This window comes from Flavobacterium pedocola (genome assembly GCF_053764385.1).
The window spans coordinates 608020-633703 of sequence record NZ_JBSNCR010000002.1 but is presented as its reverse complement, the minus strand read 5'-3'; the positions used below and the strand labels follow the sequence as shown (position 1 = coordinate 633703).

26 protein-coding genes are annotated in these 25684 nt (G+C 42.1%); 14 read left to right on the top strand and 12 right to left on the bottom strand.

The window, feature by feature from the left end; genetic code table 11:
• Positions 1 to 3 precede the first annotated feature (3 nt).
• Complete coding sequence (locus tag ACWPKD_RS06895) at positions 4 to 1386, top strand: glycine-rich domain-containing protein (RefSeq protein WP_455411929.1); 1383 nt, start codon at positions 4 to 6, stop codon at positions 1384 to 1386.
• Between the two features lie 47 nt (positions 1387 to 1433).
• On the opposite strand, the gene ACWPKD_RS06890 is transcribed toward ACWPKD_RS06895, so the two are convergent.
• Positions 1434 to 1967 carry a CvpA family protein gene (locus ACWPKD_RS06890; RefSeq protein ID WP_455411928.1) on the bottom strand — a complete coding sequence of 178 codons (534 nt, stop codon included), beginning with the start codon at positions 1965 to 1967 and terminating at the stop codon, positions 1434 to 1436.
• A 174-nt stretch (positions 1968 to 2141) separates the two neighbouring features.
• Here ACWPKD_RS06890 and ACWPKD_RS06885 point away from each other — a divergent pair, with 174 nt between their 5' ends.
• Complete coding sequence (locus tag ACWPKD_RS06885) at positions 2142 to 2498, top strand: hypothetical protein (protein ID WP_455411927.1); 357 nt, start codon at positions 2142 to 2144, stop codon at positions 2496 to 2498.
• A gap of 111 nt (positions 2499 to 2609) precedes the next feature.
• Positions 2610 to 3629, top strand: coding sequence for a phenylalanine--tRNA ligase subunit alpha (gene pheS, locus ACWPKD_RS06880; RefSeq protein WP_455411926.1), 1020 nt, complete (start codon positions 2610 to 2612; stop codon positions 3627 to 3629).
• Between the two features lie 30 nt (positions 3630 to 3659).
• Here pheS and ACWPKD_RS06875 read toward each other — a convergent pair whose 3' ends face one another.
• Positions 3660 to 4229, bottom strand: a complete 570-nt coding sequence (locus ACWPKD_RS06875; RefSeq protein ID WP_455411925.1) for a hypothetical protein — start codon at positions 4227 to 4229, stop codon at positions 3660 to 3662.
• A 102-nt stretch (positions 4230 to 4331) separates the two neighbouring features.
• Here ACWPKD_RS06875 and ACWPKD_RS06870 point away from each other — a divergent pair, with 102 nt between their 5' ends.
• Both ACWPKD_RS06870 and ACWPKD_RS06865 read left to right on the top strand, forming a co-directional pair.
• Entirely contained in the window at positions 4332 to 4739 is a 408-nt protein-coding gene (locus tag ACWPKD_RS06870; protein ID WP_455411924.1) for a hypothetical protein, read from the top strand.
• A 102-nt stretch (positions 4740 to 4841) separates the two neighbouring features.
• Positions 4842 to 7640: a GH92 family glycosyl hydrolase gene (locus ACWPKD_RS06865; RefSeq protein ID WP_455411923.1), complete on the top strand. Its 2799-nt coding sequence runs from the start codon at positions 4842 to 4844 to the stop codon at positions 7638 to 7640.
• 66 nt (positions 7641 to 7706) lie between these two features.
• Here the strand turns inward: ACWPKD_RS06865 and ACWPKD_RS06860 are convergent, their stop codons facing one another.
• Positions 7707 to 8681 (bottom strand): TerC/Alx family metal homeostasis membrane protein, encoded by a 975-nt coding sequence (locus tag ACWPKD_RS06860; protein WP_455411922.1) that lies wholly within the window; start codon positions 8679 to 8681, stop codon positions 7707 to 7709.
• 218 nt (positions 8682 to 8899) lie between these two features.
• On the bottom strand, positions 8900 to 9895 hold the full coding sequence (locus tag ACWPKD_RS06855; protein ID WP_455411969.1) for an NAD(P)H-dependent glycerol-3-phosphate dehydrogenase: 996 nt from the start codon (positions 9893 to 9895) through the stop codon (positions 8900 to 8902).
• Between the two features lie 368 nt (positions 9896 to 10263).
• Here ACWPKD_RS06855 and ACWPKD_RS06850 point away from each other — a divergent pair, with 368 nt between their 5' ends.
• Entirely contained in the window at positions 10264 to 11811 is a 1548-nt protein-coding gene (locus tag ACWPKD_RS06850) for a T9SS type A sorting domain-containing protein (protein WP_455411921.1), read from the top strand.
• Positions 11812 to 11838: 27 nt separating this feature from the next.
• Here the strand turns inward: ACWPKD_RS06850 and ACWPKD_RS06845 are convergent, their stop codons facing one another.
• Entirely contained in the window at positions 11839 to 13005 is a 1167-nt protein-coding gene (locus ACWPKD_RS06845) for an iron-containing alcohol dehydrogenase (RefSeq protein ID WP_455411920.1), read from the bottom strand.
• A 114-nt stretch (positions 13006 to 13119) separates the two neighbouring features.
• Between ACWPKD_RS06845 and ACWPKD_RS06840 the strand changes: the two genes are divergently transcribed.
• The 5 genes from ACWPKD_RS06840 (at position 13120) to ACWPKD_RS06820 (ending at position 17547) form a co-directional block, all read left to right on the top strand.
• Positions 13120 to 13812, top strand: coding sequence for an NUDIX hydrolase (locus ACWPKD_RS06840; RefSeq protein ID WP_455411919.1), 693 nt, complete (start codon positions 13120 to 13122; stop codon positions 13810 to 13812).
• A gap of 71 nt (positions 13813 to 13883) precedes the next feature.
• Positions 13884 to 14717, top strand: a complete 834-nt coding sequence (gene prs, locus ACWPKD_RS06835) for a ribose-phosphate diphosphokinase (protein WP_455411918.1) — start codon at positions 13884 to 13886, stop codon at positions 14715 to 14717.
• Positions 14710 to 15543 carry a TIGR02452 family protein gene (locus tag ACWPKD_RS06830; RefSeq protein ID WP_455411917.1) on the top strand — a complete coding sequence of 278 codons (834 nt, stop codon included), beginning with the start codon at positions 14710 to 14712 and terminating at the stop codon, positions 15541 to 15543. The genes prs and ACWPKD_RS06830 overlap by 8 nt, the downstream gene beginning before the upstream one ends.
• Before the next feature lie 10 nt (positions 15544 to 15553).
• Positions 15554 to 16090: an NADAR family protein gene (locus tag ACWPKD_RS06825; protein WP_455411916.1), complete on the top strand. Its 537-nt coding sequence runs from the start codon at positions 15554 to 15556 to the stop codon at positions 16088 to 16090.
• A 5-nt stretch (positions 16091 to 16095) separates the two neighbouring features.
• A complete protein-coding gene (locus ACWPKD_RS06820) occupies positions 16096 to 17547 on the top strand; it encodes a nicotinate phosphoribosyltransferase (protein ID WP_455411915.1) in 1452 nt (483 codons plus the stop codon).
• Positions 17548 to 17576: 29 nt separating this feature from the next.
• Here ACWPKD_RS06820 and nadD read toward each other — a convergent pair whose 3' ends face one another.
• The 6 genes from nadD to ACWPKD_RS06790 form a co-directional block, all read right to left on the bottom strand.
• Positions 17577 to 18158, bottom strand: coding sequence for a nicotinate (nicotinamide) nucleotide adenylyltransferase (gene nadD, locus ACWPKD_RS06815; protein WP_455411914.1), 582 nt, complete (start codon positions 18156 to 18158; stop codon positions 17577 to 17579).
• A gap of 28 nt (positions 18159 to 18186) precedes the next feature.
• A complete protein-coding gene (gene gmk, locus ACWPKD_RS06810) occupies positions 18187 to 18759 on the bottom strand; it encodes a guanylate kinase (protein WP_455411913.1) in 573 nt (190 codons plus the stop codon).
• Between the two features lie 70 nt (positions 18760 to 18829).
• The gene (locus ACWPKD_RS06805) at positions 18830 to 19690 is read right to left on the bottom strand and encodes a YicC/YloC family endoribonuclease (RefSeq protein WP_455411912.1); all 861 of its coding nucleotides are present in this window, start codon (positions 19688 to 19690) and stop codon (positions 18830 to 18832) included.
• Between the two features lie 90 nt (positions 19691 to 19780).
• Positions 19781 to 21244, bottom strand: a complete 1464-nt coding sequence (locus ACWPKD_RS06800; RefSeq protein ID WP_455411911.1) for an alpha-L-fucosidase — start codon at positions 21242 to 21244, stop codon at positions 19781 to 19783.
• A 23-nt stretch (positions 21245 to 21267) separates the two neighbouring features.
• Complete coding sequence (locus tag ACWPKD_RS06795; RefSeq protein ID WP_455411910.1) at positions 21268 to 22164, bottom strand: DMT family transporter; 897 nt, start codon at positions 22162 to 22164, stop codon at positions 21268 to 21270.
• Positions 22164 to 22514 (bottom strand): arsenate reductase family protein, encoded by a 351-nt coding sequence (locus ACWPKD_RS06790; protein ID WP_455411909.1) that lies wholly within the window; start codon positions 22512 to 22514, stop codon positions 22164 to 22166. Before ACWPKD_RS06790 ends, ACWPKD_RS06795 begins: the two co-directional genes overlap by 1 nt.
• Before the next feature lie 121 nt (positions 22515 to 22635).
• Here ACWPKD_RS06790 and ACWPKD_RS06785 point away from each other — a divergent pair, with 121 nt between their 5' ends.
• Genes ACWPKD_RS06785 through ACWPKD_RS06775 form a run of 3 tightly spaced genes read left to right on the top strand, consistent with a single transcriptional unit; the run spans position 22636 to position 24731 of the window.
• Complete coding sequence (locus ACWPKD_RS06785) at positions 22636 to 23073, top strand: acyl-CoA thioesterase (RefSeq protein ID WP_455411908.1); 438 nt, start codon at positions 22636 to 22638, stop codon at positions 23071 to 23073.
• Between the two features lie 15 nt (positions 23074 to 23088).
• Positions 23089 to 23544 (top strand): DinB family protein, encoded by a 456-nt coding sequence (locus ACWPKD_RS06780; RefSeq protein WP_455411907.1) that lies wholly within the window; start codon positions 23089 to 23091, stop codon positions 23542 to 23544.
• A 41-nt stretch (positions 23545 to 23585) separates the two neighbouring features.
• Positions 23586 to 24731 (top strand): cystathionine gamma-synthase, encoded by a 1146-nt coding sequence (locus ACWPKD_RS06775; RefSeq protein ID WP_455411906.1) that lies wholly within the window; start codon positions 23586 to 23588, stop codon positions 24729 to 24731.
• A 67-nt stretch (positions 24732 to 24798) separates the two neighbouring features.
• Here ACWPKD_RS06775 and ACWPKD_RS06770 read toward each other — a convergent pair whose 3' ends face one another.
• Positions 24799 to 25581: a THC0290_0291 family protein gene (locus ACWPKD_RS06770; protein ID WP_455411905.1), complete on the bottom strand. Its 783-nt coding sequence runs from the start codon at positions 25579 to 25581 to the stop codon at positions 24799 to 24801.
• Positions 25582 to 25684 lie beyond the last annotated feature (103 nt).

The window sequence follows — 25684 nt, the reverse complement described above, 5'->3', positions numbered from 1 at the left end:
AGAATGGCAATGCTTGTGTGGGAGAAGATAAGGGATTTCAGTTTGGATGAACCGAACGTGCCTTATGCTTTTTCAGACCGCCTGGCGTATGAAAACCGCTGGACGGAGCATTTCACTGCAAAAGCCATAGAGGAATATAAGAAATTCATGTTTCTGGCTGCCGTTTCCAACACCATGGTTTCCCCGTCTGAAATAGTGGATGTGGTGTGGCACCAGCATTTGCTTTACAGTCAGTCGTATCAGGTCTTCTGCACCTTATTGGGTAAAAAAATCGAACATATACCGTCTACGCATTCTAAAGACGACTATGAAAAATTTACGAAGGCTAAAAAAACCACACAGGAGGTTTACGAAATGTATTTCGGAAAACAGCCAGAAATGATTTGGAACTGTAAAGCGATTTTTGAAGATTTGCCGTTTGCCACTTATAAAGTCAATTTCAGCAGTAAGGTGGTTCTCTTTGTGTTGCTGTTTGCGGTTTTGGTGCTAAGCGGTGCGCAGTTTTGGCAGCCGTTTTACCTGAAGATTGCAAATCCGGACTTTGTTTACAGCTTTATCATCCTGAACATACTTCTCTTTTCGGCACTGGAAATTTTTAACCGCTTTGCCTTTAAAAGAATGCTTGCAAAGATTTTTCCGAATGCACTGGTGCAGCATTTTAGTTCCCTGGAAATGATTTACCTGACAACGGGGAAAATTTCCGAATGCGTCCATGTTTATACCAATAATCTGTTGCTGAAGAAGAATATTGCTATCAGGTCGGACCATAAATTGCATTTTATCGAAGAAGAGGGCGTAACCAATCGGATTGAAGTGCTTATCGTGGATAAAGTAAAGGAAAAACTTGGGGTTTATTACCCGGAAGTTTTAAAAACGGTCACTGAAAATGCCCTTCTTCTGAAGGTGAAATTGAGTGTGGATGCCTTTTGCCGTGTTGTGCGTTCTTCCACTGATTTTATAAAAATATTTGCTGTCAATCTTTTTGTGCTGCTTTTCTTTTTTCTGGCCGGACTTTTAAGGCTTTTGTTCGGGCTTTATAATGGGAAGCCGGTAACCTTTATTTTAATGACGCTAGGGGTTATGTTGGTGCTTTCAGTCTTTTATCTGATAAGGGTTTATAAAATGTTTTTCAGCGAAATTCTTTTTGCTAAATATTCTGAAAAGATCTACAACGACAGGATTCATAAAGGAGACCTGGACTGGAGCTGGAATTATTTCCTGAAAGGCGAGGAATTACTCGTGCTTTCGTTTATTCCGCTTGTCGGGTATACGAACCGAAACAATGCCAAAAACGGGTCAGGTTGCAATACCGGTTGCGGAAGTTCCTGTGGCTCAAGCTGTGGTTCCAGTTGCGGAAGCGGCTGTGGGGGCTGCGGCGGGGATTAAAATTAGTCACAGTAATCAGTCACAGTCGCAGTAATTCAGTGCGGTTTTCAGGAAGTTGTTTCTGATTCCGGTTGAAGCGGTGTTTTTTTCAACTCCTCAAACCAATCCGTTACTACGGGCAACAGTGCTTCCGAAGTTTTCATGACCGGATTCAAAAGCAGTGATTTTTCCTGTGTTTCTTTTGATAGCAGCATGTTGTTGTGGTTCACTTTCTGAAACAGGTTCAGTACAATTCCCAACAGCAAAATTGTTTTTAAAACGGCAAATAGCCCGCCACCAATGGTGTTCAGCCAGCCTAAAAAAGCAAAATCCGCCATGCCGGTAAATACTTTGGCCAATAAATGGATGGCAACCACAACCACTAGCAAGGTTATGATAAAAGCGCTCACCTGTATCGTTTTCGGCGACCAGGAAACATGAGGTTCCAATAGGGCTTTACTAACATAGGAGAATTTAATCGCAACATAAATCCCGATGAAGAAAGCGATCAGCGAAGCCAATTCCACAAAAAGTCCGTTGCGTAAGCCTTTAATCAGTGCGAAAATCAGCAGTGCGGCCAAAACGATATCGATGAAACCCATGATTAAGAAAATAGATGCAAGAACAAAGATACAAGAAGTGAGAATAGAGACAAGAAACAAGAGAAAAGACTTTTTCGAAACCATGATTCTCGTTGCATAACTCACTATCTTTGCAGCATAATTTTATGAAAGGTGGATTCCTAATTCATAACTCATAACTCATATTTTTAAAAAATGTCTAGAGACGAACAGTTAAAAACCCGCTGGGACGCAGTGGTCAACATATTATCCAACCAGTTTGCCGATGGTGAAATATTGGATTTGGACGCTATTATTTACCTGATTGGCGTACAGGAATTGGGGCAACTCAACCGTAAATTCAAAAAAGACGAAAAGCTCAACCTGATGCACATCGCCATTTGCCGTTTGCTCGAGCCCTACGGCTACTACGAATTCGAGTTTTTCGATGCAGAAGGCTGGCCGCATTATCAGGTGAAAGAGCAGTTGCCTTCGTTAAAAGCCGGAGAGCAATCCGTACTGATGAAAGAAGCGATTGTGAATTATTTTCTGGAGAAAGAACTTATAGATTAGTTGGCAGTCTCAGTTTACAGTCTCAGTTTTGAATTTTCACACTGATTACTGCGACTGCGACTGAAAACTACAAATTAATTTGCTAAATTTGCATCCAATTACCGTATGACGATGACTGATAAGATTAAAGAATACATTGGTGAAGCACAGGCTTTTACCACCGACAATAAAGACACCTTGGAAGCTTTCCGAATTAAATTCCTGGGAAGCAAAGGCTTGTTGAAAGACCTTTTTGCCGAATTCAAAAACGTGCCGAACGACCAGAAAAAAGAATTTGGTCAGGTAATCAACCTGTTGAAAACCACAGCAGAAGATAAAGTAAAAACCATCCTGGAAACTTTGGAAAGCAAAGAAGTGGCTGGTGGTGTTTATGGCGATTTGACGCGTCCGGGCGAGCCTTTGGTTGTTGGTTCCCGTCATCCTATTTCCATCGTTAAAAACCAGATTGTCGATATTTTTTCCAACATCGGCTTCAACGTTTCCGAAGGTCCGGAAATAGAAGACGACTGGCATAACTTTACCGCACTGAACCTTCCGGAATACCATCCGGCGCGTGACATGCAGGATACGTTTTTCATCCAGACCAATCCGGATGTATTGTTGCGTACCCATACGTCATCGGTTCAGGTGCGTTACATGGAAGGCAACAAACCGCCGATCCGTACGATTTCTCCCGGGCGAGTGTTCCGCAACGAAGCGGTTTCCTCGCGTTCCCACTGTATTTTCCATCAGGTGGAAGGGTTGTATATTGATCAGAATGTTTCCTTCGCTGATTTGAAACAGACTTTGTTGTATTTCACTAAGGAGATGTTCGGGAAATCGAAAATCCGTCTGCGTCCTAGTTATTTCCCGTTCACCGAGCCAAGTGCCGAGGTAGACATTTACTGGGGCTTAAAAACCGAAACCGATTACCGTATCACCAAAGGAACCGGTTGGTTGGAAATTATGGGTTGCGGAATGGTAGATCCTAACGTTTTGAAAAACTGTGGCATCGATGCGGATAAATACAACGGTTTCGCTTTCGGTATGGGAATCGAGCGTATTGCAATGTTGTTGTACCAAATTGGCGATATTCGAATGTTCTACGAAAACGATGTGCGTTTCCTGGAGCAATTCAAATCCAGTATATAAAACAAAAAGCTCCGAATTCCGGAGCTTTTTTTATTTCTTTTTTCGGATTTTCATGTACATGTCGTAAGGCTCTAAAGTGCCGGCCAGAAATTCCTGTAGTATTTTTTTCGTAAGGTGTTGGGGTATGCCGATCCATTTAACGGTGCCGTAATTGTCAATCAGTAGGGTAAGTGGGTAACTTATTTTGTCAATGCCTCCCGTCCAAAACGCGTTGATTTTTCGTTGATCAGAAGCGACTATGGCTTTGAAATTCCATTTTTTTACTTCTTTTTTAAGTGCCTCGGGTTTTTCATTGGCCAGCGAAATGAAATACAGGTTTTTGCTCCCAAACTTACCTTGTAATTCGTTTAAATGGTCAATTTGAAAGTGCTTAAAATGTTCTTCCGAAGCACCTGTTTTCCAGAGATTCAAAACGATGAATTTGTTGTCCAGTTTCTTGTCTGTAGGGACATTGACAATCCAATCGGTTATTTTAAGGTTAGCACTTTCGTTAGGTTTTACCTTGATGATTTCTTTTTCTGTTGTATATGAGAACATTCCGTTTTGGGCAAAGGAATTCAGGCAAAACAGTAAAATAAAGGTTTTGAGAAGGTTTTTCATGGTTAAGTAGTTAGGTTTTAGCGTTACTAAGAGTTGTGTGGCAATCCTGCTTTAATAAACGAATATTTGTAGTAAATTTGCACACTTTTAATTTACAACGTTATGCAAAAGGATATTAGTATACCAAAGGTGGAAAATGTATATGTGGCAGCCGTTCAGGAATGGAACGACGATTTTATGGAGAACTCCTGGTATGTGCACCTGATCAACGACAGCGATGTAAAACTGGAAATGGCCATCGTGGTTTCCCGTGCTTATGGTATCATTAATGGGGAAGAACGTAAAACGGGGACTTTCCGTCATGCGTTTAAGGAGGTCGAACCTAATTCCTCCGTTAAAATCGAATTACTGGAGAACAATGTACTGCAACTGAACAACGAATTCATGGTAACGTTTTTTATCGGTGACAAACTTTACGATAAAACCTATGTGTTCAAAACCAATGGTATCAACGAAAAGGCTACGACAGATGTTCCTGTAATGAACAAACGTGGTGTGCTTGTAAAATAAGCCATGACAAAACTACCCGTTTTAGGGAAGTAAATCACAAAACGGTTGCTGCTGTTCCTGAAATATTTTTTATTTTAGGGAAAATTTTACAGACCGTATTTTATGAGAAAACCAGCTTTTCTTTTATTGGCCGCTTTGTTTTCGGCTACTGCTTTTTCACAACAACATAATTTTGCCCAATATGTCAATCCGTTTGTAGGAACCGGCGGTCACGGGCATACTTTTCCGGGGGCCACAGTGCCTTTCGGGATGGTGCAACTTTCTCCGGATACCCGTATCGACGGCAGCTGGGACGGATGTGGTGGTTATCATTATTCGGATTCCGTTATTTACGGCTTTTCCCATACACATCTTAACGGAGTAGGGGTTTCCGATTATGGGGATATCATGCTGATGCCAACCATGGGAGAACCTTCGTTTGATAACAAAGTATATTCATCAACCTTCTCACATCAGAATGAAAAGGCTGCGGCCGGTTTTTATGGGGTGAAACTGGATAAACACAATATCGATGTCCGTCTCACGGCTTCCACCAGAGTCGGTTTCCACGAGTATACTTTCAATCAGGCAGGACAGGCCAACATCATTTTAGATCTGAACCACCGCGATAAACTGCTGCAGGGCGACATTCGAATCGTAAACAGCAGAACCATAGAAGTGTTACGAAGGAGTGAGGCTTGGGCACGTGACCAATACGTGTTCGCTCGCATCGAATTCAACCAGCCGATGACCCTCAATAAAGTGAAAGCCAATGGTAAAAACGAATCGAACTTTTATTCCGGAACGGAAGTAGCGTTGAGCTTTTCCAAACCGGTAACCAAAGGCGAAAAGATTTTTGTGAAAGTGGCGTTATCGCCTACCGGATATGAAGGCGCTGCCTTGAATTTAACCGAAATCAAACACTGGGACTTCGAGCGTACCATCAAAGATGCCGGCGTGCTTTGGAACCTGGAGTTGTCTAAAATCCAAGTAGAATCAAAAGACAAAGAAAAACTGGTGATATTTTATACGGCCTTGTACCACACGATGATGCAGCCGAACATTGCCGAAGATTTAGACGGAAAATACCGCGGCCGCGACAACCAGATTCATGTGGCGGATACCTTTGATTATTACACGGTTTTTTCGCTTTGGGATACCTTCCGTGGTGCGCATCCGTTGTATACGTTAATCGATAAGAAACGAACTTCCGATTACATCAATACCTTTATCAAACAGTACGAACAAGGCGGCCGTTTACCGGTTTGGGAGCTGGCGTCCAACGAGACCGACTGTATGATTGGCTACCACTCGGTTTCGGTAATTGCCGATGCGATGGTGAAAGGTATCAAAGGTTTTGATTACGAAAAAGCGTTTGAAGCCGCGAAACATTCCGCCATGTTGGACCATTTGGGACTGGAGGCATATAAAAAGAACGGTTTCATTTCCATAGACGATGAACATGAAAGCGTTTCCAAAACCCTTGAATATGCCTACGACGACTGGTGTATCGCGCAGATGGCAAATCTGCTGAATAAAAAGGAGGATTACGAGTATTTCATGAAGCGTTCGCAAAGCTGGAAAAACCTATTCGACAGTCAGACCGGTTTTATGCGTCCGAAGAAAAACGGAGGTTGGGACAGTCCTTTTGAGCCACGTGAAGTGAACAACAACTTTACGGAAGGGAACTCCTGGCAGTATTCCTTTTTTGTGCCACAGGATATTCCTGGGCTGATTGCTGCTCATGGCGGTCCGGCAAAATTTGAAGCGAAACTGGATGATTTGTTTTCAGCGCCGACAACTACTACAGGTCGTGATCAGGCGGATATTACGGGCTTGATTGGGCAATACGCGCACGGAAACGAGCCGAGCCACCACATGGCGTATTTGTACAATTATATCGGGAAACCGGAAAAGACTAAAGAAAAAGTACATTACATCCTGAATGAATTTTACAAAAACACACCGGACGGTTTAATCGGAAACGAAGACTGTGGGCAGATGAGCGCTTGGTATGTGTTGAGTTCGATGGGGATTTATAACGTTACACCTGCACATCGTGCTAGTAATTGGACTGTAAGCGAACCCTTTTTTAATGAAATTAATGTAAAATTTGAAAATGGGAGCAATGGCGTGATTAATAAAAAAAGTATACAGGATGATTATTCTAATTTTGGTTTTGATGAAAACTACTTACGAACTTTAAAAAATTATGAGAACATTAGTCCTGTTCCAGCAATTCAATCTGAAAGCAAAGCCTTCAAAAAAGATCTGCAGGTTTCGATAGTCGCCACGCCGGGCACCACAGCTTTTTATTCTTTTAATGCGGGTAAGAGGTTCAGGAAATATTCAAAACCTTTTAAAATTAAAGAATCAACAACGGTTTATGCTTACAGTATTGATGAATCGGATAGACGAAGCAATGTAGTTTCCGCTTCTTATTTCAAAAAAGCCAACGATTGGGCGATTGCCATTGCTTCTAAATATTCGGAGCAATACCACGCTGGAGGGCCAGGAGGTTTAATTGATGGCATTTTAGGCAACGAAAACTGGCGTAAAGGCGATTGGCAAGGGTATCAGGGTCAGGATTTTGAAGCGGTGATCGATTTGAAAAAAGAAACGAAAATCAATGAGATTGCAGGACGTTTTCTGCAGGATACCCGTGCCTGGATTGTAATGCCGACTAAAGTGGAATACTATGTTTCGAATGACAACGTGAATTTCCAATTGGTGGGATCGGTTTCCAATACCGTTCCGGCTGACGATTACAAGGAACAGATAAAAGCCTTTGCCTTAAAACTTAAGGGAACAACTGTGCGCTATGTAAAAGTGAAAGCGTTTAACTTCGGAAAATTGCCGGACTGGCATCAGGGTGCTGGTGGTGATGCTTATATTTTTACGGATGAGATCCTGATTAAATAGTAAATAAATAGCAAATAAAAAGAGCGGTAGTACTACCGCTCTTTTTATTTTATCCTAAAAATTAAATTACTCCTTAACCGGGAAAACAAACGAAGCTACTACCGAAAGCATTAAAACGCTGCCCACTATGATAAGCGAAACCGGCGACGAAATATGACAGAAAGGCGCAATCAGCATTTTAACGCCGATAAAAGCCAAAATAAGCGCCAATCCGTATTTTAAACGGCTGAACATGTGCATGAAGTTGGCCAAAAGGAAATAAAGCGCCCTAAGCCCTAAAATCGCAAAAATATTCGAAGTGTATAAGATGAAAGGGTCGTTCGGGGCAATCGCAAAAATAGCCGGGATACTGTCTACGGCAAAAATCAAGTCGGTAAACTCGATTACGGCTACTACCACCAATAAAGGTGTGGCCATTTTTACACCGTTTTGGACGGTAAAGAATTTTCCACCGTCATAATTCGCACTTACTTTAAAAAAACGGTGTACTAATTTAGCACCGGGACTTTTAGTGAAGTCTTTGTCCCCTTCATCGGATTCTGAAAACCAGGATTTGATTCCGGCAAAAATCAGGAAAATACCAAAAATCGAAAGAATAATGTTGATTTTTACAAGATGTCCAAATACATCCATTTCAGGAAGATAGGTTAGGTTGATCAGTTCCACCCCGGTAAAAATAAAGATGGCCCTAAAAACTAAAGCACCCATGATTCCCCAAAACAATACTTTATGATGGAGTTCTTTCTGTACGTTGAAAAAGCCGAATACCAGGATGAACACGAAAAGGTTGTCCACCGAAAGCGCTTTTTCGATCCAGTAGGCCGATTGAAACTGGGCAAATTTTTCCACGCCCATATAATAATAAATCACAGCACTGAACCCCATGGCCAGGGTAATCCAAAGCGTAGACCACATCAAGGCCTCGCGATTACTGATCGCATGGTTGTTTTTTTTGAAAACTCCCAAATCTAAAAGGAGCATCGCGACAATGACGATAGAAAAGACCGTTAAAATTCCGGGGTGATTGATTAAGTTGTCCATAATGGCTTTTTTGATTTATTTTGGCTAATATAAATGTTATTTTTTTCTCCAAGGGAAACGCTGTGGGCCCTTTACCGGTAAGGCTTCGCGATAACCGGTTTTTTAAAGGGACTGTGTTTTAAAATGCAGCAAACCCTTGTAATCATTGAAGGTCACAAAGGATTTTCGGGATGATTTTTTCAGAAACGTATCATTTCTAAAAAAAAATCAAAAATTATTTAATCCAGCTTTTCGGTAAGTTTCTTGAATACTTTTTTCGGTTCTTTTCCTTCGTACAACACATCGTAAACCGCGTCGATTATCGGGGTTTTGGCTTTGTAGGTTTCGTTCAGTTTGTGGGCACTTTTGGTAGCGTAATAGCCTTCGGCCACCATGCTCATTTCCATCTGTGCCGATTTTACCGTGTAGCCCTTTCCGATCATGTTCCCAAACATACGGTTACGGGAAAAAATCGAATAGCCGGTCACCAATAAGTCGCCCAAATACGCCGAATCGTTGATGTTACGCTTCATCTTGTGCACTTTTTTTATGTATTTTTTCATCTCGCGGATGGCATTGCTCATCAGCAAAGCCTGAAAGTTGTCCCCGTATCCTAAACCGTGTGCAATCCCGGCGGCAATCGAATAGATGTTTTTCAACATGGCTGCATATTCCGTCCCGATGATGTCGTCGGAAGTTTTTGTCTTGATGTAATGACTGTTGAGATTTTCCGCCATGATTTTGGCTTTTTCATCATCTCCACAGGCAATGGTCAGGTAGGACAGACGCTCCAAGGCTACTTCTTCAGCATGACAGGGGCCGGTAATCACACCAATATTGTCATAAGGGATATTGTACGTTTTGTGAAAATGTTCCCCGACAATTAAGCTGGTTTCCGGAACAATTCCCTTGATGGCCGAAAAAATGATTTTGCCTTCCAGACTAACGGTCAGTTTTTCCAATTCAGTACTTAAAAAGGCAGAAGGAATCGCAAAAATAACATAATCGGCGTAAGCCACAGCTTCATTGATATCTTGGGTAAGCTTAAGTTTTTTGGTGTCAAATTCTACCGAACTAAGGTAATTCGGGTTGTGTTTGTTGATTTTGATATGTTCAATGGCGTAAGTGTTTCGCATGTACCACGCAATTTCCGGTAGGTTAAAGCAAAGCATTTTAGCAATAGCTGTTGCCCAGCTTCCGCCACCGATTACTGCAAATTTTGGAGTGTCACCCATCTTGATTTTCAAATTTGTAACCCCAAAAGTACTTAAAATTGCCGAATTGGGAAAACTTTACCGATTACTGTGGCATGTTATTTGACCGGGACATTGATAAGGGATAAGGTGTTGGTTAGTCATTTGTGATTTGATTCCCAAGATTCCCTGATTAAAAAATTTAACATTAGATTGTGATTTTACCGGGCAATGAATCATGCGACAGCCCGTTATAGGTTTAAATCAGTTGCTAAAAGACTGATGCCATAAAGTAGAAGTTAGGTTAGGATTAGTTAATATTTTTTGTTTTTGGTGAGGAAGGCGCTCTAGAAATTTATTTCGGAGCGCCTTTCGTTTTTTTTGCTACATTTGTCTGATTTTTTAACTTTATGATTCGGATTATCAAGGTGTTACTGGTTTGTTTTTTTACGGTGACTGTTCTCGGGCAGGCTCCGGATATTTCGTACACCACTCCGAATGTTTTTGCCTTAAACCAAGCCATAACGCCGCTTTTGCCCAATAATGCAGGAGGCACCATACCGAACGAGCCTATAGTGTCTACTTTAGCCGGTTCCGGAAGTGTGGGAAGTACCGATGCAACTAGTGTTTCAGCAAGTTTTAATTTTCCTACCGTGGTAAGCCTGAACGGACAAAACGACATTATTGTAGTAGACCGGAGCAATCATAAAATCCGTAAAATTACTCCTGTGGGTGTAGTGACCACCCTTGCAGGAACCGGAGCCGCCGGAGCCGCTAATGGAGCGACTTCTGTAGCTACTTTTCGCTATCCGGACGGAGCTATCGTGGATTCTCAAGGCAATATTTTAATTAGTGACCAAAGCAACCACCGCATTCGTAAAATAACACCAACAGGGACCGTTTCTACTTTAGCAGGTTCTACCGCAGGGTATTTGGATGGAGTGGGAACGGCTGCAAAATTCTACTATCCGGCGGCTATGGCTATTGATCCGCAGGACAATTTATACGTAGCAGACTGGAACAACCATAAAATCAGAAAGGTAACCCCCGACGGTACCGTAACCACTTATGCGGGCAGTACTTCCGGCTATCAGGATGGAACTGTGGCATCTGCTAAATTTAACGGACCTACCGGTTTGGGCCTTGATACAGCAGGGAATCTTTATGTAGCCGATTACAGTAACCATCGCATCCGAAAAATTGATACCTCAGGACAAGTGACCACCATTGCCGGAAACGGTGCGGCAGGCGTTGCGGATGGTTTAGGGATCAATGCTTCGTTTAACAATCCAGCTTTGGTGGCTGTAGCTTCAGACGGTTCACTTTTTGTTACCGATGAAGGCAATAACAAAATCAGAAAGATAAGCATAACGGGAGATGTAAGCACCTTCGCCGGAACCGGGGCCGTGGGAGCCACAGACGGAACGGCAAGCAGTGCCAGTTTTAAAAACCCAACCGGGATTTGTGTGGCGCCAAACAATACCCTTTACGTTTCGGATTATGGAAACCATAAAATCAGAAAAATTAAATCGTTTGGATATAGTATTGCCCCTTCTTTACCGGATGGTTTAAGTTTTAATCCTGTCACGGGTGAAATTTCCGGGACACCAACTATGCCAACCCCTTCGGCACAATATACCGTTACTGCTTCTAATGCAGACGGTGTCAGTACTTTTGTGCTGACCATTGAAGTTACGGCCACATTGGTAGCCCATCATTGGAATAATACCGCCTTTAAGGTGTATCCGAATCCGGTAAAAGACAAAGTGATTGTTACCGCAGAAAATCAAGTCATAAAAAACCTTGCGCTCTGGAATGTTTTAGGGCAGAAGATAAAATCGGAAGAAACGTCGCAGCAAACTGTTGAAGTGGATTTGTCTCAAATACAAAGCGGTATTTATATTTGCCGTATTGCTTCCGATTTGGGAGAACAGGAAATCAAAATCATAAAAGAATAAAAAACGCTCCCAAAAGGAGCGTTTGTGCTAATAACTCATTTCCACTATTGCACGGACTTTTTCCGGTGTGATGTTTTGTTTTTCTCCCATGGCCAGCCAGCCTCTTTCTTCAAATCGTTTAACAATGAACTCTGCCGTGCCCTCGTATTTTTCCGTGTTTTCCGAAAGTCGGGTCAGCATGCCCATTTTGTGGAAGAAGGTAACGGTTTCTGCAATCGCATTCTCAGCTTTTTCCTCAACAGAATTCCCCTGAACCCCAAAAACACGCTCGCCGTATTGCGCCAGTTTTTCTTTTTTGGTCTCAAACATTACGCGGTACAAATTAGGACCGATGATGGCTAAGGTACGTGCGTGATCGATTTCGTAAAGTGCCGTCAGTTCGTGGCCGATCATATGGGTGGCCCAATCGGTCGGAACACCTTTCTGAATCAGTCCGTTTAAGGCCATGGTCGCGCACCACATAAAGTTGGAGGCGAGTTTATAATCGGTTGGGTTTTCGGCTACCTCCGGGCCAATTTCCACTAAGGTCTGTAAAATACTTTCCGCGATTCTGTCTTGAAGCAAAGCATCGGTCGGATACGTGAGGTATTGTTCCATCACATGGGTGAATGCGTCTACGATACCGTTCTGGATTTGTCGTTTCGGCAAGGATTCGATCACCGTCGGGTCGCAAACCGAAAATTTCGGAAACAGAGCACTGCCGCCAAACGATAATTTTTCGTGTGTTTCGTCTATGGTAATCACCGCGCCTGAATTCATTTCAGAACCCGTAGCTGGCAAAGTTAAAACGGTCCCGAACGGAATAACCTGATTTAAATCCTTAATCAACAGACGTTTTTGGAGAATGTCCATCGGATTGCCCTCAAAACGAACAGCCGTCGAGAGGAATTTCACGCCGTCAATCACACTGCCGCCACCCACAGCCAGTATAAAACCGATGTGTTGTTCGCGAATGATGGCAACGGCTTTCATCAGGGTTTCATAACGAGGATTAGGTTCAATGCCGCCGAATTCGATAATTTCAACATCATGAAGTGCTGCTTTTACCTGATCGTAAACGCCGTTCTTAAAAATGCTGCCGCCGCCGTATGCCAGTAAAATTTTAGTGTTTTTCGGAACAAGGTCGGTGAGTTTGGCTATCTGGCTTTTGCCGAAAACATAGTTCGTAGGATTGTATAATTCGAAGTTTAACATAAGTACGTTTTTAAGTTCAATATAGGAAAGTTTAAAGATACTTATTGTTCCGGCGGAATTGTTTTAAAGGAATGTTAAGAGATATTTTTTATTTTAGCGTAAAAATTACACTATATGGAGATGCTTCAGAATATCAGGGTTGCGGTGGATGCCGTTGTTTTTGGGTACCGTGATGCTTCGTTATATGTTTTGTTGATTCAGCAGAAATTCGGAACCCATAACACCTATTGGGCTTTGCCGGGTGGATTGGTGCGTGAAGATGAAACACTGACCGAAGCCGTTAAAAGAGAGCTTAAAGAAGAGACTAATGTGTCCATAAATTACCTGGAGCAGCTTTTTACTTTTGGAGATGATTTGAGTAGGGATCCGCGGAACAGGGTAATTTCCGTTTCTTATTTCGGGTTGGTTGATCCTTCCAAAATAGAAGTCAAAGCCGCGACGGATGCCGATGCTGTTGCCTGGGTGAAAATAGATGAAGTGCCCAATCTGGCTTTTGATCACAATGAGATTCTGAAAATGGCACTTAACCGTTTGAAAGCAAAGCTTACCTATCAGCCTATAGGGTTTGATCTTTTGCAGGAACTTTTTTTGTTTTCCGAGCTGGAAAGCCTTTATAGTACCATTTTAGACAAACCGATTGACCGGAGAAATTTCAGAAAGAAAATTTTAAGTTTCGGGGTTTTGGAAGAAACGGAAGTGGTAAGTGCTTCAAAATCAGGACGCCCGGCTAAGTTTTTCAGGTTTAATGCCGCTAAATATAAAGAACTTTCCAAACAAGGGTATTATTTCGACATTAAGTTTGCGTAAAAAAAACGCAAAATAATTTTGAAGTTGTAAAATACTGTTTTATATTTGCGTATATATTACACAAAATAATTATGATACTCAATTTAGATCCTTTTTTCAAACCTTTGGACGGACAGGAAATCGATTTTCAAAGTTTTACTTTTTCCGGAGGTGAACCCCATATAAAAATCCTTAGCGCAATTCCGTCTGCAACAGAAGTAACCATAACGCACAGGGTTAATTCGTTTAACGATTTTGGACTGTTTTGTCTGGCAGTAGATGCGCTAAGAAGAATGGGTATTAAAACAATTAATGCTTATATCCCGTATTTTCCGGCAGCGCGACAGGACCGTGTTATGGTGGCCGGTGAACCATTGTCGGTTAAAGTGTATGCCGATATTATCAATGCACTGCAATTGCATAAAGTGTGTGTGTTTGATCCGCATTCGGAAGTAACTCCGGCGGTTCTTGACAACTGTGTTGTGATAAACAATCATGGGTTTATCAAAGAAGTGGTGGAGCAAATCGGGAATGAAATCCTGTTGGTTTCCCCGGATGGCGGTGCTTTGAAGAAAATTTACAAGGTTTCCGAATTTTTGGGAGGCGTAGAAGTAATCGAATGCAGTAAGTCAAGAGATGTAAAAACAGGAAAACTGTCCGGGTTTAAAGTCTATTCCGAAGACTTGCAAGGCAAAGACTGTCTAATCGTAGATGATATTTGCGACGGCGGTGGTACTTTTATTGGTCTGGCCGAGGAATTGAAACGAAAAAATGCCGGTAAACTCTACCTGGCGGTAAGTCATGGTATTTTTCACAAAGGCTTTGATAGTTTGAAGTGTTTTGATAAAATATTTACCACAAATTCTTTTAAGGATAGTAATGAGGACAGGGTTATTGTCCATAAATTGAAAATGAAAAATGAATAAAAAAGATAGAATAGAAATTGCTGAGAAAACCCTTGAAATTATAGACAAGGGGTATTATCTTCAGCAGGATGTAAAAAAAGAAATAAGCCGTGAAATAGAACAAAATATAAAGGAAACTTTCACTGTTTTGCCTGAAAGTTGGGATGAAATCTTAGAGAAACCGATAAGCAATTATGAAAATATTACTGAAATAACTGTAACAAATGCTACCAGCATTGAAGCTTTGGTAAAAGAATCCGGTTCCAAAACAGCAGTCCTGAATTTTGCTTCGGCTAAAAATCCGGGAGGAGGTTTTCTGGGCGGAGCAGTAGCCCAGGAGGAAAGCCTTGCGCGATCATCAAGTTTGTACGCCTCACAGCTAAAGGATAAAACGCTTTATGATACGAACAGAAACCAAAGATCGTTCCTGTATACGGATACTTTAATTTACAGTCCTAAAACCGTTTTTTGGTTTGATGACTGCGGAAATCCTTTTGTAGAAGCGGTTATTGCTGACGTAATCACTTATCCAGCGCCCAATAAAGGAGCCATGTTGCAGCATAACAGACAGGATGAAATGTCACAAATCGAGGAGGTTTTTAAAAAACGGATTGATCATGTACTTCACATAGCTAATCTTGAAAAGGTGGAAACCCTTATTTTGGGAGCCTGGGGATGCGGTGTCTTCAGAAACAATCCATCAGATGTGGCCGAATGGTTTATGGAAATCATCAGTAAGAAGTATTCCAAAGCATTTAAAAAAATCGTATTTGCGGTTTACGATACTTCAGAACAAAAGAAAGTCTATACTGCTTTCGAAGAGAAAGTAGTGATATTCACAGCATAATACATCACTTATGAAATATACAGTTGACAGAATTGCCCCAAACAGTAAATTCCTTTTCTTTTGGGGACATCAGCCCTCGAAAGACGGAACTATTACCAAAACCTGTTTCAGCCAATGGTGGCAAAGCCCTTTTGTCGTTGAAGGCCTCGAATATAAAACGGCAGAACATTGGATGATGGCTAAAAAAACAAGTTTGTTTGATGATGCAGAAATTCTGGATAAGATTTTAAGTTGTAATTCGCCTGCGGAAGCTAAGAAATTAGGCCGGGAAGTGAAAAATTATAACGAAACACTTTGGCTGGAGAAACGCTATGAAATCGTGAGAGAAGGGAATTATCATAAGTTCAGCCAAAATTCGGCACTTAAGGAATTTTTACTGACTACAAACGATAGAGTAATTGTTGAAGCCAGTCCTGTGGATCCAATTTGGGGAATAGGAATGACGGGCGAGGATGAAAACAGTACCCATCCAGAAAAATGGCCGGGACTTAACCTGCTTGGTTTTGCCTTGATGGAAGTAAGAGATACGTTAAACAGTAATACTTAAAATATATGAACCCGCTATTATTAACAGATGGCTATAAAGTAGACCATAGAAGACAATATCCGGACAATACCACACTAGTGTATTCCAACTGGACCCCTCGAAAATCCAGAATAGAAAGCATTGATAAGATTGTGTTTTTTGGGCTTCAGTATTTTATCAAAAAGTACATACTTGAAGATTTTCAGACCCATTTTTTCAGCAAAACAAAAGAAGAAGTAGTCAACAGATACGCCCGTCGCATTAATTACTATTTAGGGGAAAACAAGGTGGGAACCGCGCATATCGAAGCCTTACACGATTTAGGCTATATCCCGATGGTGTTCAAAGCACTTCCCGAAGGTTCCATGGTGCCTTTACGTGTGCCGATGTTTACCATGTACAATACCAAACCGGAATTTTTCTGGCTGACCAATTATTTTGAAACACTGCTTTCGGCTGTGGTCTGGATGCCTTGTACTTCCGCAACGATAGCCAAACAATACAGGTTGGTATTGGACGAATACGCGCAACAAACTTCAACGATGCCGGAATTTGTAGACTGGCAGGGCCATGATTTTTCCATGAGAGGGATGGCAGGCATTGAGGCAGCAGTTATATCCGGTATGGGACATTTGCTTAATTTCACCGGTACCGACACCATTCCGGCAATCGAATATCTTGAATCGTATTACGGAGCCGATGTTGAAAAAGAACTCATTGGAGGCTCTGTGGCGGCAACGGAACATTCTGTTATGTGTATGGGAACCACAGACGGGGAATACGATACCTTTAAACGTCTTATAACGGAAGTTTATCCAAAAGGGATTGTTTCCATAGTATCGGACACCTGGGATTTGTGGAAGGTTTTAACGGATTATCTGCCACGTCTAAAAACAGAAATCGCAAACCGCGAAGGAAAAGTAGTTATCCGACCTGACAGCGGTAACCCGGTAGACATTATCTGCGGAAATCCAAACGGTAAAACCGAACAGGAACGAAAAGGTGTGATCGAGCTGTTGTGGGAGGTTTTTGGCGGAACCGTTAACGCGAAAGGCTATAAAGAACTGGTTCCTCATATTGGTGCAATTTACGGAGACAGTATCACCGTGGAACGAGCAACCCGGATTTGTGAACGTTTAAAAGAAAAAGGATTTGCCTCCACCAATGTAGTGCTTGGAATCGGGTCGTACACGTATCAGTACAATACAAGAGATACCTTTGGGTTTGCCATGAAAGCGACCTACGGAGAAGTAAACGGTAAAGGAAGGGAAATTTTTAAAGATCCGGTTACAGACGACGGCACCAAGAAATCTGCAAAAGGCTTAATGAAAATCGAATTGGTAGACGGTAATTACCAACTATCGGATCAGGTTTCCTGGGCAGAAGAAAATCAGGGAGAACTGAAAGAAGTATTCCGTGACGGTAAATTGCTTGTCGACCATACGTTGGAAGCCATACGAAACCGACTGAAAGAATAAAAAAAATAACCGAGTCTAAAAAGATTCGGTTATTTTTTATAAAATAAATTATGATCGATATATTCCCAAACCTTGGCCGGAAGCATTGGTCGGATGTCTTTACCTTTTTTGATGCTTTCGCGGATGAACGTTGAGGACAATTCCAAAATCGGGGCGCCTATGCGATGGATTTTCGGATGGCTGACAAACTGTTGGTCAATTTCTCCGGAAGCGGCTCTCGGATAAACATAAATATCATGGTTTTGCAGAATCACTTCGTAATTTTTCCACTTGTGCAGCGAATTCAGGTTGTCTTCTCCCATGATCAGACAAAATTCATAGGCAGGATGCTTTTCCTGTAAATGGGCCAAGGTGTTTACCGTATAATTGGGTTGCGGCAGTTTGAATTCGATATCGGACGGTTTGATTTTCGGATAGTCTTCGGTGGCCAGATGTACCATGTGCAAACGGTGATAATCGTCCAGCAGTGATTGTTTCTGCTTGTGCGGATTGTGCGGGGTAACCACCATCCAGATCTGATCCAGATCGGAGTGCTCCGCCATATGGTTGGCAATGATCAGGTGCCCGATGTGAATGGGGTTGAAGGTGCCGAAATAAAGTCCGATTTTCATTTTTTAGTAATCACTGGTTACTAATTACTCATTTATTCACAAAACCTTTCACCAACTGATACGCTTCTTCTTTAGCTATGTCCAAATCGTAATTTTTGATGATGGTGTCAAACTGAGGCGCCGTAGCCAATTCCACGTGGGCTTTGGCAATGCGCATGTTGATTTTGTCTTCGCTTTCGGTTGAGCGTTCTTTCAGACGGCGTTTTAATTCGTCCACACTGGGCGGTTTCACGAAAACCGCTAAGGTTTCTTCCGGGAATTTGGATTTGATGCGCAAACCTCCGGCTACGTCAATATCGAAAATGACATTTTTGCCCAACGCCCAGATGCGTTCCACTTCTGTTTTTAAAGTACCGTAGAAATTGTCGCGGTATACTTCTTCCCATTCCACGAAATCTTCCGCTTTGATGTGTTTTTTGAAGTCTTCAATCGACATGAAGTAGTAATCTTTCCCGTTTACTTCTTCACCGCGGGGAGCCCGTGTGGCCGCCGAAATGGAGAATTCGAGATTTAATTCCTCAATGCCTAACAAATGTCTTACTATGGTGGTTTTTCCCGAGCCGGACGGCGCCGAGAATACGATTAATTTTCCTTTATTCATTATGTGTTGCTTTAGGCTGTAAGCAATATGCTTTAAGCGCTGTTGTTGTAATTGCCTTTAGCGTATAGCTTTATAAAACGTTTAAAACCTGTTCTTTGATTTTTTCCAGTTCGTCTTTCATCTGCACCACCAGTTTCTGCATTCCGGCATGGTTGGATTTGGAACCCATGGTGTTGATTTCACGGCCCATTTCCTGAGTGATGAAACCTAATTTTCGTCCGTTGGCTTCTTTTCCGGCTAAGGTTTCCAGAAAATAATCCAAATGGTTGGTTAAGCGCACTTTTTCTTCGGTGATATCCAGTTTTTCAAGATAATAGATCAGTTCCTGTTCGAAGCGGTTTTCGTCCACATTCACTTTCAGTTCCTCGATTGCGGTCTGCAGTTTGTTTTTGATGTTTTCGATGCGTTCCGGATCCAGTGCCAGCGCCTGTTGCATAAACGAACGGATGTTGGCAATACGCAGTTGAAATTCGTTCTCCAGCGAAAGCCCTTCGTCTTTACGGAACTGGTTGATGTTCGTCAAAGCCTCATTGATCGTGGTCTGAATCTGTTTCCATTCGTTTTCGTCGATTTCGTCACGCTCTGTTTTCAAGGCATCGGGCATACGTACGGCCATTTTCATCAGTTCGGTGGCATCAGCTTCCGGCAGGATGGCGCGCATTTGGGCAATGTAACCTTTTACGATGGGAGCATTTACTTTTGAAGTGGTTTCTTCGCCGGTGATTTCCACGTATAATGAAAAATCGACTTTACCTCTTTCCAGACTTTGGGAAATCTGATTGCGCAGTCCCAACTCCATCTCGCGGTACACGGAAGGCATACGGACGTTCAGATCCAGTCCTTTGCTGTTTAACGATTTAACTTCTACTGTAACTTTTTTGGTAGCCAACTGCAGTGTCGCTTTTCCGAAACCGGTCATCGATTGTATCATACGCTTTTTTGAAAATAGTCATCAAAGATAAAGAAAAGAATTTATTCCGGGTGATTTGCCTTCAAAGGAGAGTTTTTCCAGACGGAAAACTTAGTCTTCCACTTTGAGTACCCAAACATAATTGCCGGTGTTTTTTAAACTCATGGGAAGCTTGATTTCCAGTTTTTTATCCGAAGTGGTTTTCCATTTTAATTTTTGACTGCTACCCAACAAAGAAATCACAGTCTTTTTGGAAGTAACGATTTTTGTCAACACCGTTTTTCCGTCTTGCGGATAATCGAATAAAAAGATGTAACGGGTTTTTCCGTTTTTGCTTTGGGTATAACGGATGCTCTTTCCTTCTTCAAAAGAGGTATACATTTTTGTGTTGTAAATCGCCGGGCTGTTGGTTGCCATCCATTTCCCTATTTCAGTCAGTCGGTCATAGGCTTCCGGAGCAAATTCGCCTTCAGGAGTAGGGCCGATGTTCAACAGAAAATTACCGCCTTTGCTTACCACATCGACTAATTTTTCGATCAGTTCTTCAGAGGATTTGTAACGGTCGTTTGGAGTGTAACTCCAGCTGTCACCCATAGTCATGCAGGTTTCCCAGGGATAGGGAAGGCCTTTTTCGGGTATTTTTTGTTCCGGGGTTAAATAATTTTGATGAGGTCCTACCACCGCCCGGTCCACGACGATAAGTTTGGGCTGCTTTTCTCTGGCGTTTTTTACCAGTGTGGCCATATCGATGTCCTGATTTTGCGGATTGCGCGCCCATCGGGAGTCTTCGTACACTTCAAGGAGTTTTTGCTTGATTTCCTCCTCGGTGGTTTTTCGAACCCAGCCGCCGTCTAACCATAATATGTCGATTTTACCATAGTCGCCGCCGGTAAGTTCACCGATTTGATTGTGTGTGAATGCTTTGAATTTTTCCCATTGATCGGGATGCTTTTGAATCGAATAATTCGGGTTTCGGTCTGAAGGCGGGAATTTCTTCCACCAGTAAAAGTCGCTGTGCCAGTCGGGTTTGGAGAAATAGGCGCCAATCCAGAAGCCTTCGTTTCTGAACGTGCTGAAAATTTCTTTGGTCACATTGCTTCGCGGATTTTTAGAAAAAGGTACTTCTTTGTCCGTGATTTTATAGTCTGAAAACCGGGTGTCGAACATGGAGAATCCATCGTGGTGCTTGGTCGTGAAAACCACATATTTCATTCCCGCTTTCTTGGCGGCTACGGCCCATTTTTCCGGTGAAAATTTCGTAGGGTTGAAAGTGGTTTTAAGGTTTTCGTATTTTTTTAGATAGGTGAAATAATCATCGTCCGATTGCCCTTTTTTTCGGCCTTCGGCGGCCCAGCTCAAATCTTCCGGACAAATGCTCCAGCTCTCGACGATGCCCCATTGGCTATAAGGCCCCCAATGCATCAGCAAACCGAATTTCAGGTCTTTCCATTCTTCCAGGCGTTGCTGGATTTCAGGGTTGGGATCGGGAACATAACGTTGGTGCTCGTCATGCTGAGCCGTCAGCGTGGTTGCGAAAAACAAAATCAGTACTTGTAAAAAGGATGTTTTTTTCATTTTAAGCGCTGAAGATTTTTAGGTTAAACCGGTTCTTTTTCTGTTTTCTTCTGGGTAACAAGATACACACCAATAAAGATAAGCAAAGTAGAGCCTAATTTCACCCAACTCGGTTCGTCTTTTCCTAATCCTATGGCAAAAATGGAAGCGAAAAGCGGTTGTAAGTAAATGAACACCGCTACTGTGGTTGGTTTCAGTTCGCGCATGGACAACAGGTTTAGCAAATAGGTAAGGAAGGTCGAAAATACCACCACAAACCCGATTTTCAGTAGGGCAGAAGTTGGGACGCTGTGCCAATCCACGGCCTGGAATTCACCCCAGCCGAATGGGATCACCATCAGGAAACCGAAAAGGTAAATCCATTTTACAAAGGAAAAGGCGTTGTATTTGTCCATCAGTTTTTTGACTAAAATCAGGTAGAAACCATAGGAAAGCGCGTTTACGAACACCAATAAGTTACCTAAACTCGCGTTCGGTGCGTTGATTGTTGATTTTCCGTATAAAATTAAAGTCACCGTTCCGGCCAGCCCCAAGAGGATGCCCAGTACTTTTCTTTTTTTCATCCGTTCTTTCATGATGATGGCGGATAAAACCAAAACAATCATCGGTGTGGTAACCATTAAAACAGCTCCCATAATCGGTGAGGTATAACTCAAACCTTTGAAAAACGTAAGCATGTTAAAGGCTACTCCAAAAAAAGCTGCGGCCAATATTCTCGGAAAGTCTTTCCTTTCTATTTTTTCAGTTTTCACAAAAAGGGACGACAGCCAAAAAAGCAGCATCGAGCCGCCCACACGAAGGAAAATAAACCCGAAGGCGTCGATGTGTTTCGGCATTACGTCTTTGGCGATCGTAAAGGTTACACCATAGATCAGGGCTACGGTCCAGGCGGCCATCAGGGCATAGGTGCGGGCTTTCATCAGCTTAAAACGGATATTACTTCATTAATGTTTTTTTGGTTGTTTCCGATGTAGATTTTACCGTCGATAATAAAGACCGGTCGGCTCAGAAAGGTATAATGTTCCAAAATGTATTTTTTAAAATCGGGTTCTGTCAGGTTCTTGTTTTTCAGATCCATTGATTTGTATAGTTGCGCTTTTTTGCTGAAAAGGGCTTCGTAACTTCCTGAAAGCTGGTACATTTCCTCCAATTGTTCGGGTGTAATCGGATCCTGACGAATGTCCTGAAAAACCAAACGATTGGAGTTGGGTAACGATTTGATTATTTTTCGACACGTATCGCAGGAAGCTAGATAATATATTTTATTCATGGTATTTTAAGTTTCAATTTGAAATGCAAACATACGCTTTTAGTTAAAATAGTTTTAATTTCTTCCGGGCGGAAATAGTCACCCGGAATATTCTCGTTATTTTTGGGTAAACATTATTAAGATGAGCGTTTTTACCAAGACTATTTCGATCCGATGGTCGGATCTTGACCCGAATTTTCACATGCGCCACAGTGCTTATTACGATTTTGGTGCCCAACACCGTATCGAAGTTTTAGAACAGCAGGGCCTGACGTTGAAAGTAATGCAGCAACAGCATTTCGGGCCCGTCCTGTTTCGCGAAGAATGTATATTCCGGAGAGAGATTCATTTGGGTGATACGATAACCATTAGTACTAAAATCGGGAAAATGAAGGACGATGCTTCGCGCTGGACCATTGTGCATGAACTGAGAAACCAAAAGGAGGAGCTTTGTGCCGTATTGAGTGTGGATGGCGCCTGGATGGATGTCCGTTTGCGAAAACTAGCCAGTCCAACACCCGAAATTGCAAAGGATGTGATGCACGCTTTTCCGAAAACCGATGATTTTGTTTTACTCTAAATATTTAACCAAACTATGCAGACTACTTTTGACATTACCTTATCCAGCAGAAACATCCTGCTTAAATTTCTTGACAATTATTCATTAGAACAATTAAATACGATTCCGGAAGGCTACAGCAATAACCTGATCTGGAACATTGGCCATATGGTAGTGGTACAACAGATGTTGGTGTACAATTTATCAGGTTTGCCGATGATGGTTTCCCCGGAAATGGTGGAGAAATTCAAAAAAGGTACTAAACCGGAAGGTACTGTTTCCCAAGAAGAAGTGACACAAATCAAAGGATTGCTTTTTTCGACTTTGGAGCAAACCCAGAAGGATTTTGCTTCCGATGTTTTTAAACAGTACAATGCCTTTACCACGATGTCCGGATTCCACATCCGAAATGCTCAGGAGGCCATGGAGTTCAATAATTACCATGAAGGCGTACACACCGGGATTATGATGCGGATCAGCAAGTTTTTATAATCCTGAAATATGCCTTACTTTTACACGCTAAAATAATAAGTATGAAATTCAATACTAAAGTAATACATGGTGGCCAACATCATGAGAAAATAACGGGAGCGGTTATGCCTCCAGTTTTTCAGACGTCCACTTTTGCTCAAGTTTCACCGGGACAGCCTGTGGGAGAATACGAATACAGCCGAGCGGCAAATCCGACTCGTCAGGCTCTTGAGGATGCTTTGGCTTCTATAGAAAACGGAGCACGCGGACTGGCTTTTGCTTCCGGTTTGGCGGCAACCGACTGTTTGTTGCGTCTTTTTAAAGCCGGAGATGAAATCATTGCCATGGACGATTTGTACGGCGGAACGTACCGTTTGTTTACCCGTTTGTACAAAGACAGCGGCATCAAGTTTCATTTTGTGGACATGAACGATTTGGACGGTTTTCAGAAGCTGATCAACGAGAATACTAAATTGGTTTGGGTGGAAACCCCGACTAACCCGTTAATGAAACTGGCCGATATTGCCGAAATTGCCAAAATCACCAAAAAACACAATATTTTATTTGCGGTTGACAATACTTTTGCAACGCCCTATTTGCAAAAACCATTGGATTTAGGGGCGGATATCGTAATGCACTCTGCAACCAAATATTTGGGCGGACACAGTGATGTGATTGCAGGAGCATTGGTTATTAAAGACCAGGCTTTAGGCGATGAATTACACTTTAAACAATTTGCAACAGGTGGCACTTTAGGGCCAATGGACAGTTTTTTGGTGTTGCGCGGAATCAAAACACTTCACCTGCGTGTGCAAAGACATTGTGAAAATGGTGCAAAAGTGGCCGAGTTCTTAAAAAACCATCCGAAAGTGGATAAAGTATACTATCCGGGACTTGAAAATCATCCTTTTTATGAAATTGCGAAAAAGCAAATGACTGGCGGTTTTGGTGGAATGGTGACTTTTACCTTTAAATCAGGAGCAAAGCAGGATGCTATCAGCTTTTTGGAAAAAGTGCAGGTGTTCACCTTAGCGGAGTCTCTTGGTGGTGTGGAATCTTTAGCGAACCACCCGGCTTTAATGACGCATGCTTCGATTCCGGAAGACAAACGTAAAGAAATAGGAATTACGGACGATTTGGTGCGTTTGAGTGTTGGGGTTGAAGATGCAGAGGATATTCTAGAAGATTTAAAACAAGCCTTAGCGTAATAGTCATAAAAAGAAAACCCGTCTCGTTTACAAACGAGACGGGTTTTTTTATAGCTAAAATAAAAGACTAATCTAAGTAGTAGATATAACCGAAGTTTAACCAAACCAACCAGTCATTGGATTTGTTTTCTTCCCAAACTTTAGGATCCGGGTTCAAACCGTCAACCCAGTTAGAGAAGTAATACTGCCAACGCAAGTCAATCATTAAATCGGATAATTCGGTTAATTTATAACGGGTACCAACACTCGATACTACAGACCATGTACTACCGCTGTCGTTAGAAACACCTCCGATATATTTTACAGGTAAAACCCCAGGCTGATCCAATCGGCCTAATTTCGAATAGGATTCCGGTGTATAGTAAGAATAGTGCGCACCTAAGCTAACGAATGGTCCGAAAGAACCAATAGTTGAGGTGAAATCTCTGATGCTTAACGGATAGTATTCCAACTGCATACCGATATCGGTTACAGAAGCAACACCACGCATCGCTCGTAACTGATTGGCTGTTGGACCTGTTCTTTTAGCATCTACCCATTCTCCAAAATGCTGTAAATTTGTTTTGGTATAAGAAAGCTCGGTTCTTAATTTAAAATGGTCGTTGAAATACGTTTCAGGCGTATAACAGTTACACTCGGCTCTGTAGGAAAAGTTAAGATAGTGGATTAATCCTATCCCATAACCTGTGTTTCCGCTATTGGTTTTGAAATCATATCGCTCACCGTAATCCGACATAAACATAACAGGGCCGGCGATAGCACCGACTTCGTGTGAGAAACCAAACTGAGCTCTCATTAAACCGCTCTGTGCTACAAGGGCTAACAGGAGTATTAGGATTTTTTTGGGCATTTTTACTCTTTTTAGGTCAATTCCCGACAAATATATAAAAACATACTACACTTAAAAAAAAAAAAGAAAAAAATACGTGTTATAAAAAAATTAAATTCAGTTT

Coding starts and splice junctions, on each gene's coding strand:
- ACWPKD_RS06895 (WP_455411929.1), top strand. CDS start 4: ATGGCAATGCTTGTGTGGGAGAAGATAAGGGATTTCAGTTTGGATGAA.
- ACWPKD_RS06890 (WP_455411928.1), bottom strand. CDS start 1,967: ATGGGTTTCATCGATATCGTTTTGGCCGCACTGCTGATTTTCGCACTG.
- ACWPKD_RS06885 (WP_455411927.1), top strand. CDS start 2,142: ATGTCTAGAGACGAACAGTTAAAAACCCGCTGGGACGCAGTGGTCAAC.
- pheS (WP_455411926.1), top strand. CDS start 2,610: ATGACTGATAAGATTAAAGAATACATTGGTGAAGCACAGGCTTTTACC.
- ACWPKD_RS06875 (WP_455411925.1), bottom strand. CDS start 4,229: ATGAAAAACCTTCTCAAAACCTTTATTTTACTGTTTTGCCTGAATTCC.
- ACWPKD_RS06870 (WP_455411924.1), top strand. CDS start 4,332: ATGCAAAAGGATATTAGTATACCAAAGGTGGAAAATGTATATGTGGCA.
- ACWPKD_RS06865 (WP_455411923.1), top strand. CDS start 4,842: ATGAGAAAACCAGCTTTTCTTTTATTGGCCGCTTTGTTTTCGGCTACT.
- ACWPKD_RS06860 (WP_455411922.1), bottom strand. CDS start 8,681: ATGGACAACTTAATCAATCACCCCGGAATTTTAACGGTCTTTTCTATC.
- ACWPKD_RS06855 (WP_455411969.1), bottom strand. CDS start 9,895: ATGGGTGACACTCCAAAATTTGCAGTAATCGGTGGCGGAAGCTGGGCA.
- ACWPKD_RS06850 (WP_455411921.1), top strand. CDS start 10,264: ATGATTCGGATTATCAAGGTGTTACTGGTTTGTTTTTTTACGGTGACT.
- ACWPKD_RS06845 (WP_455411920.1), bottom strand. CDS start 13,005: ATGTTAAACTTCGAATTATACAATCCTACGAACTATGTTTTCGGCAAA.
- ACWPKD_RS06840 (WP_455411919.1), top strand. CDS start 13,120: ATGGAGATGCTTCAGAATATCAGGGTTGCGGTGGATGCCGTTGTTTTT.
- prs (WP_455411918.1), top strand. CDS start 13,884: ATGATACTCAATTTAGATCCTTTTTTCAAACCTTTGGACGGACAGGAA.
- ACWPKD_RS06830 (WP_455411917.1), top strand. CDS start 14,710: ATGAATAAAAAAGATAGAATAGAAATTGCTGAGAAAACCCTTGAAATT.
- ACWPKD_RS06825 (WP_455411916.1), top strand. CDS start 15,554: ATGAAATATACAGTTGACAGAATTGCCCCAAACAGTAAATTCCTTTTC.
- ACWPKD_RS06820 (WP_455411915.1), top strand. CDS start 16,096: ATGAACCCGCTATTATTAACAGATGGCTATAAAGTAGACCATAGAAGA.
- nadD (WP_455411914.1), bottom strand. CDS start 18,158: ATGAAAATCGGACTTTATTTCGGCACCTTCAACCCCATTCACATCGGG.
- gmk (WP_455411913.1), bottom strand. CDS start 18,759: ATGAATAAAGGAAAATTAATCGTATTCTCGGCGCCGTCCGGCTCGGGA.
- ACWPKD_RS06805 (WP_455411912.1), bottom strand. CDS start 19,690: ATGATACAATCGATGACCGGTTTCGGAAAAGCGACACTGCAGTTGGCT.
- ACWPKD_RS06800 (WP_455411911.1), bottom strand. CDS start 21,244: ATGAAAAAAACATCCTTTTTACAAGTACTGATTTTGTTTTTCGCAACC.
- ACWPKD_RS06795 (WP_455411910.1), bottom strand. CDS start 22,164: ATGAAAGCCCGCACCTATGCCCTGATGGCCGCCTGGACCGTAGCCCTG.
- ACWPKD_RS06790 (WP_455411909.1), bottom strand. CDS start 22,514: ATGAATAAAATATATTATCTAGCTTCCTGCGATACGTGTCGAAAAATA.
- ACWPKD_RS06785 (WP_455411908.1), top strand. CDS start 22,636: ATGAGCGTTTTTACCAAGACTATTTCGATCCGATGGTCGGATCTTGAC.
- ACWPKD_RS06780 (WP_455411907.1), top strand. CDS start 23,089: ATGCAGACTACTTTTGACATTACCTTATCCAGCAGAAACATCCTGCTT.
- ACWPKD_RS06775 (WP_455411906.1), top strand. CDS start 23,586: ATGAAATTCAATACTAAAGTAATACATGGTGGCCAACATCATGAGAAA.
- ACWPKD_RS06770 (WP_455411905.1), bottom strand. CDS start 25,581: ATGCCCAAAAAAATCCTAATACTCCTGTTAGCCCTTGTAGCACAGAGC.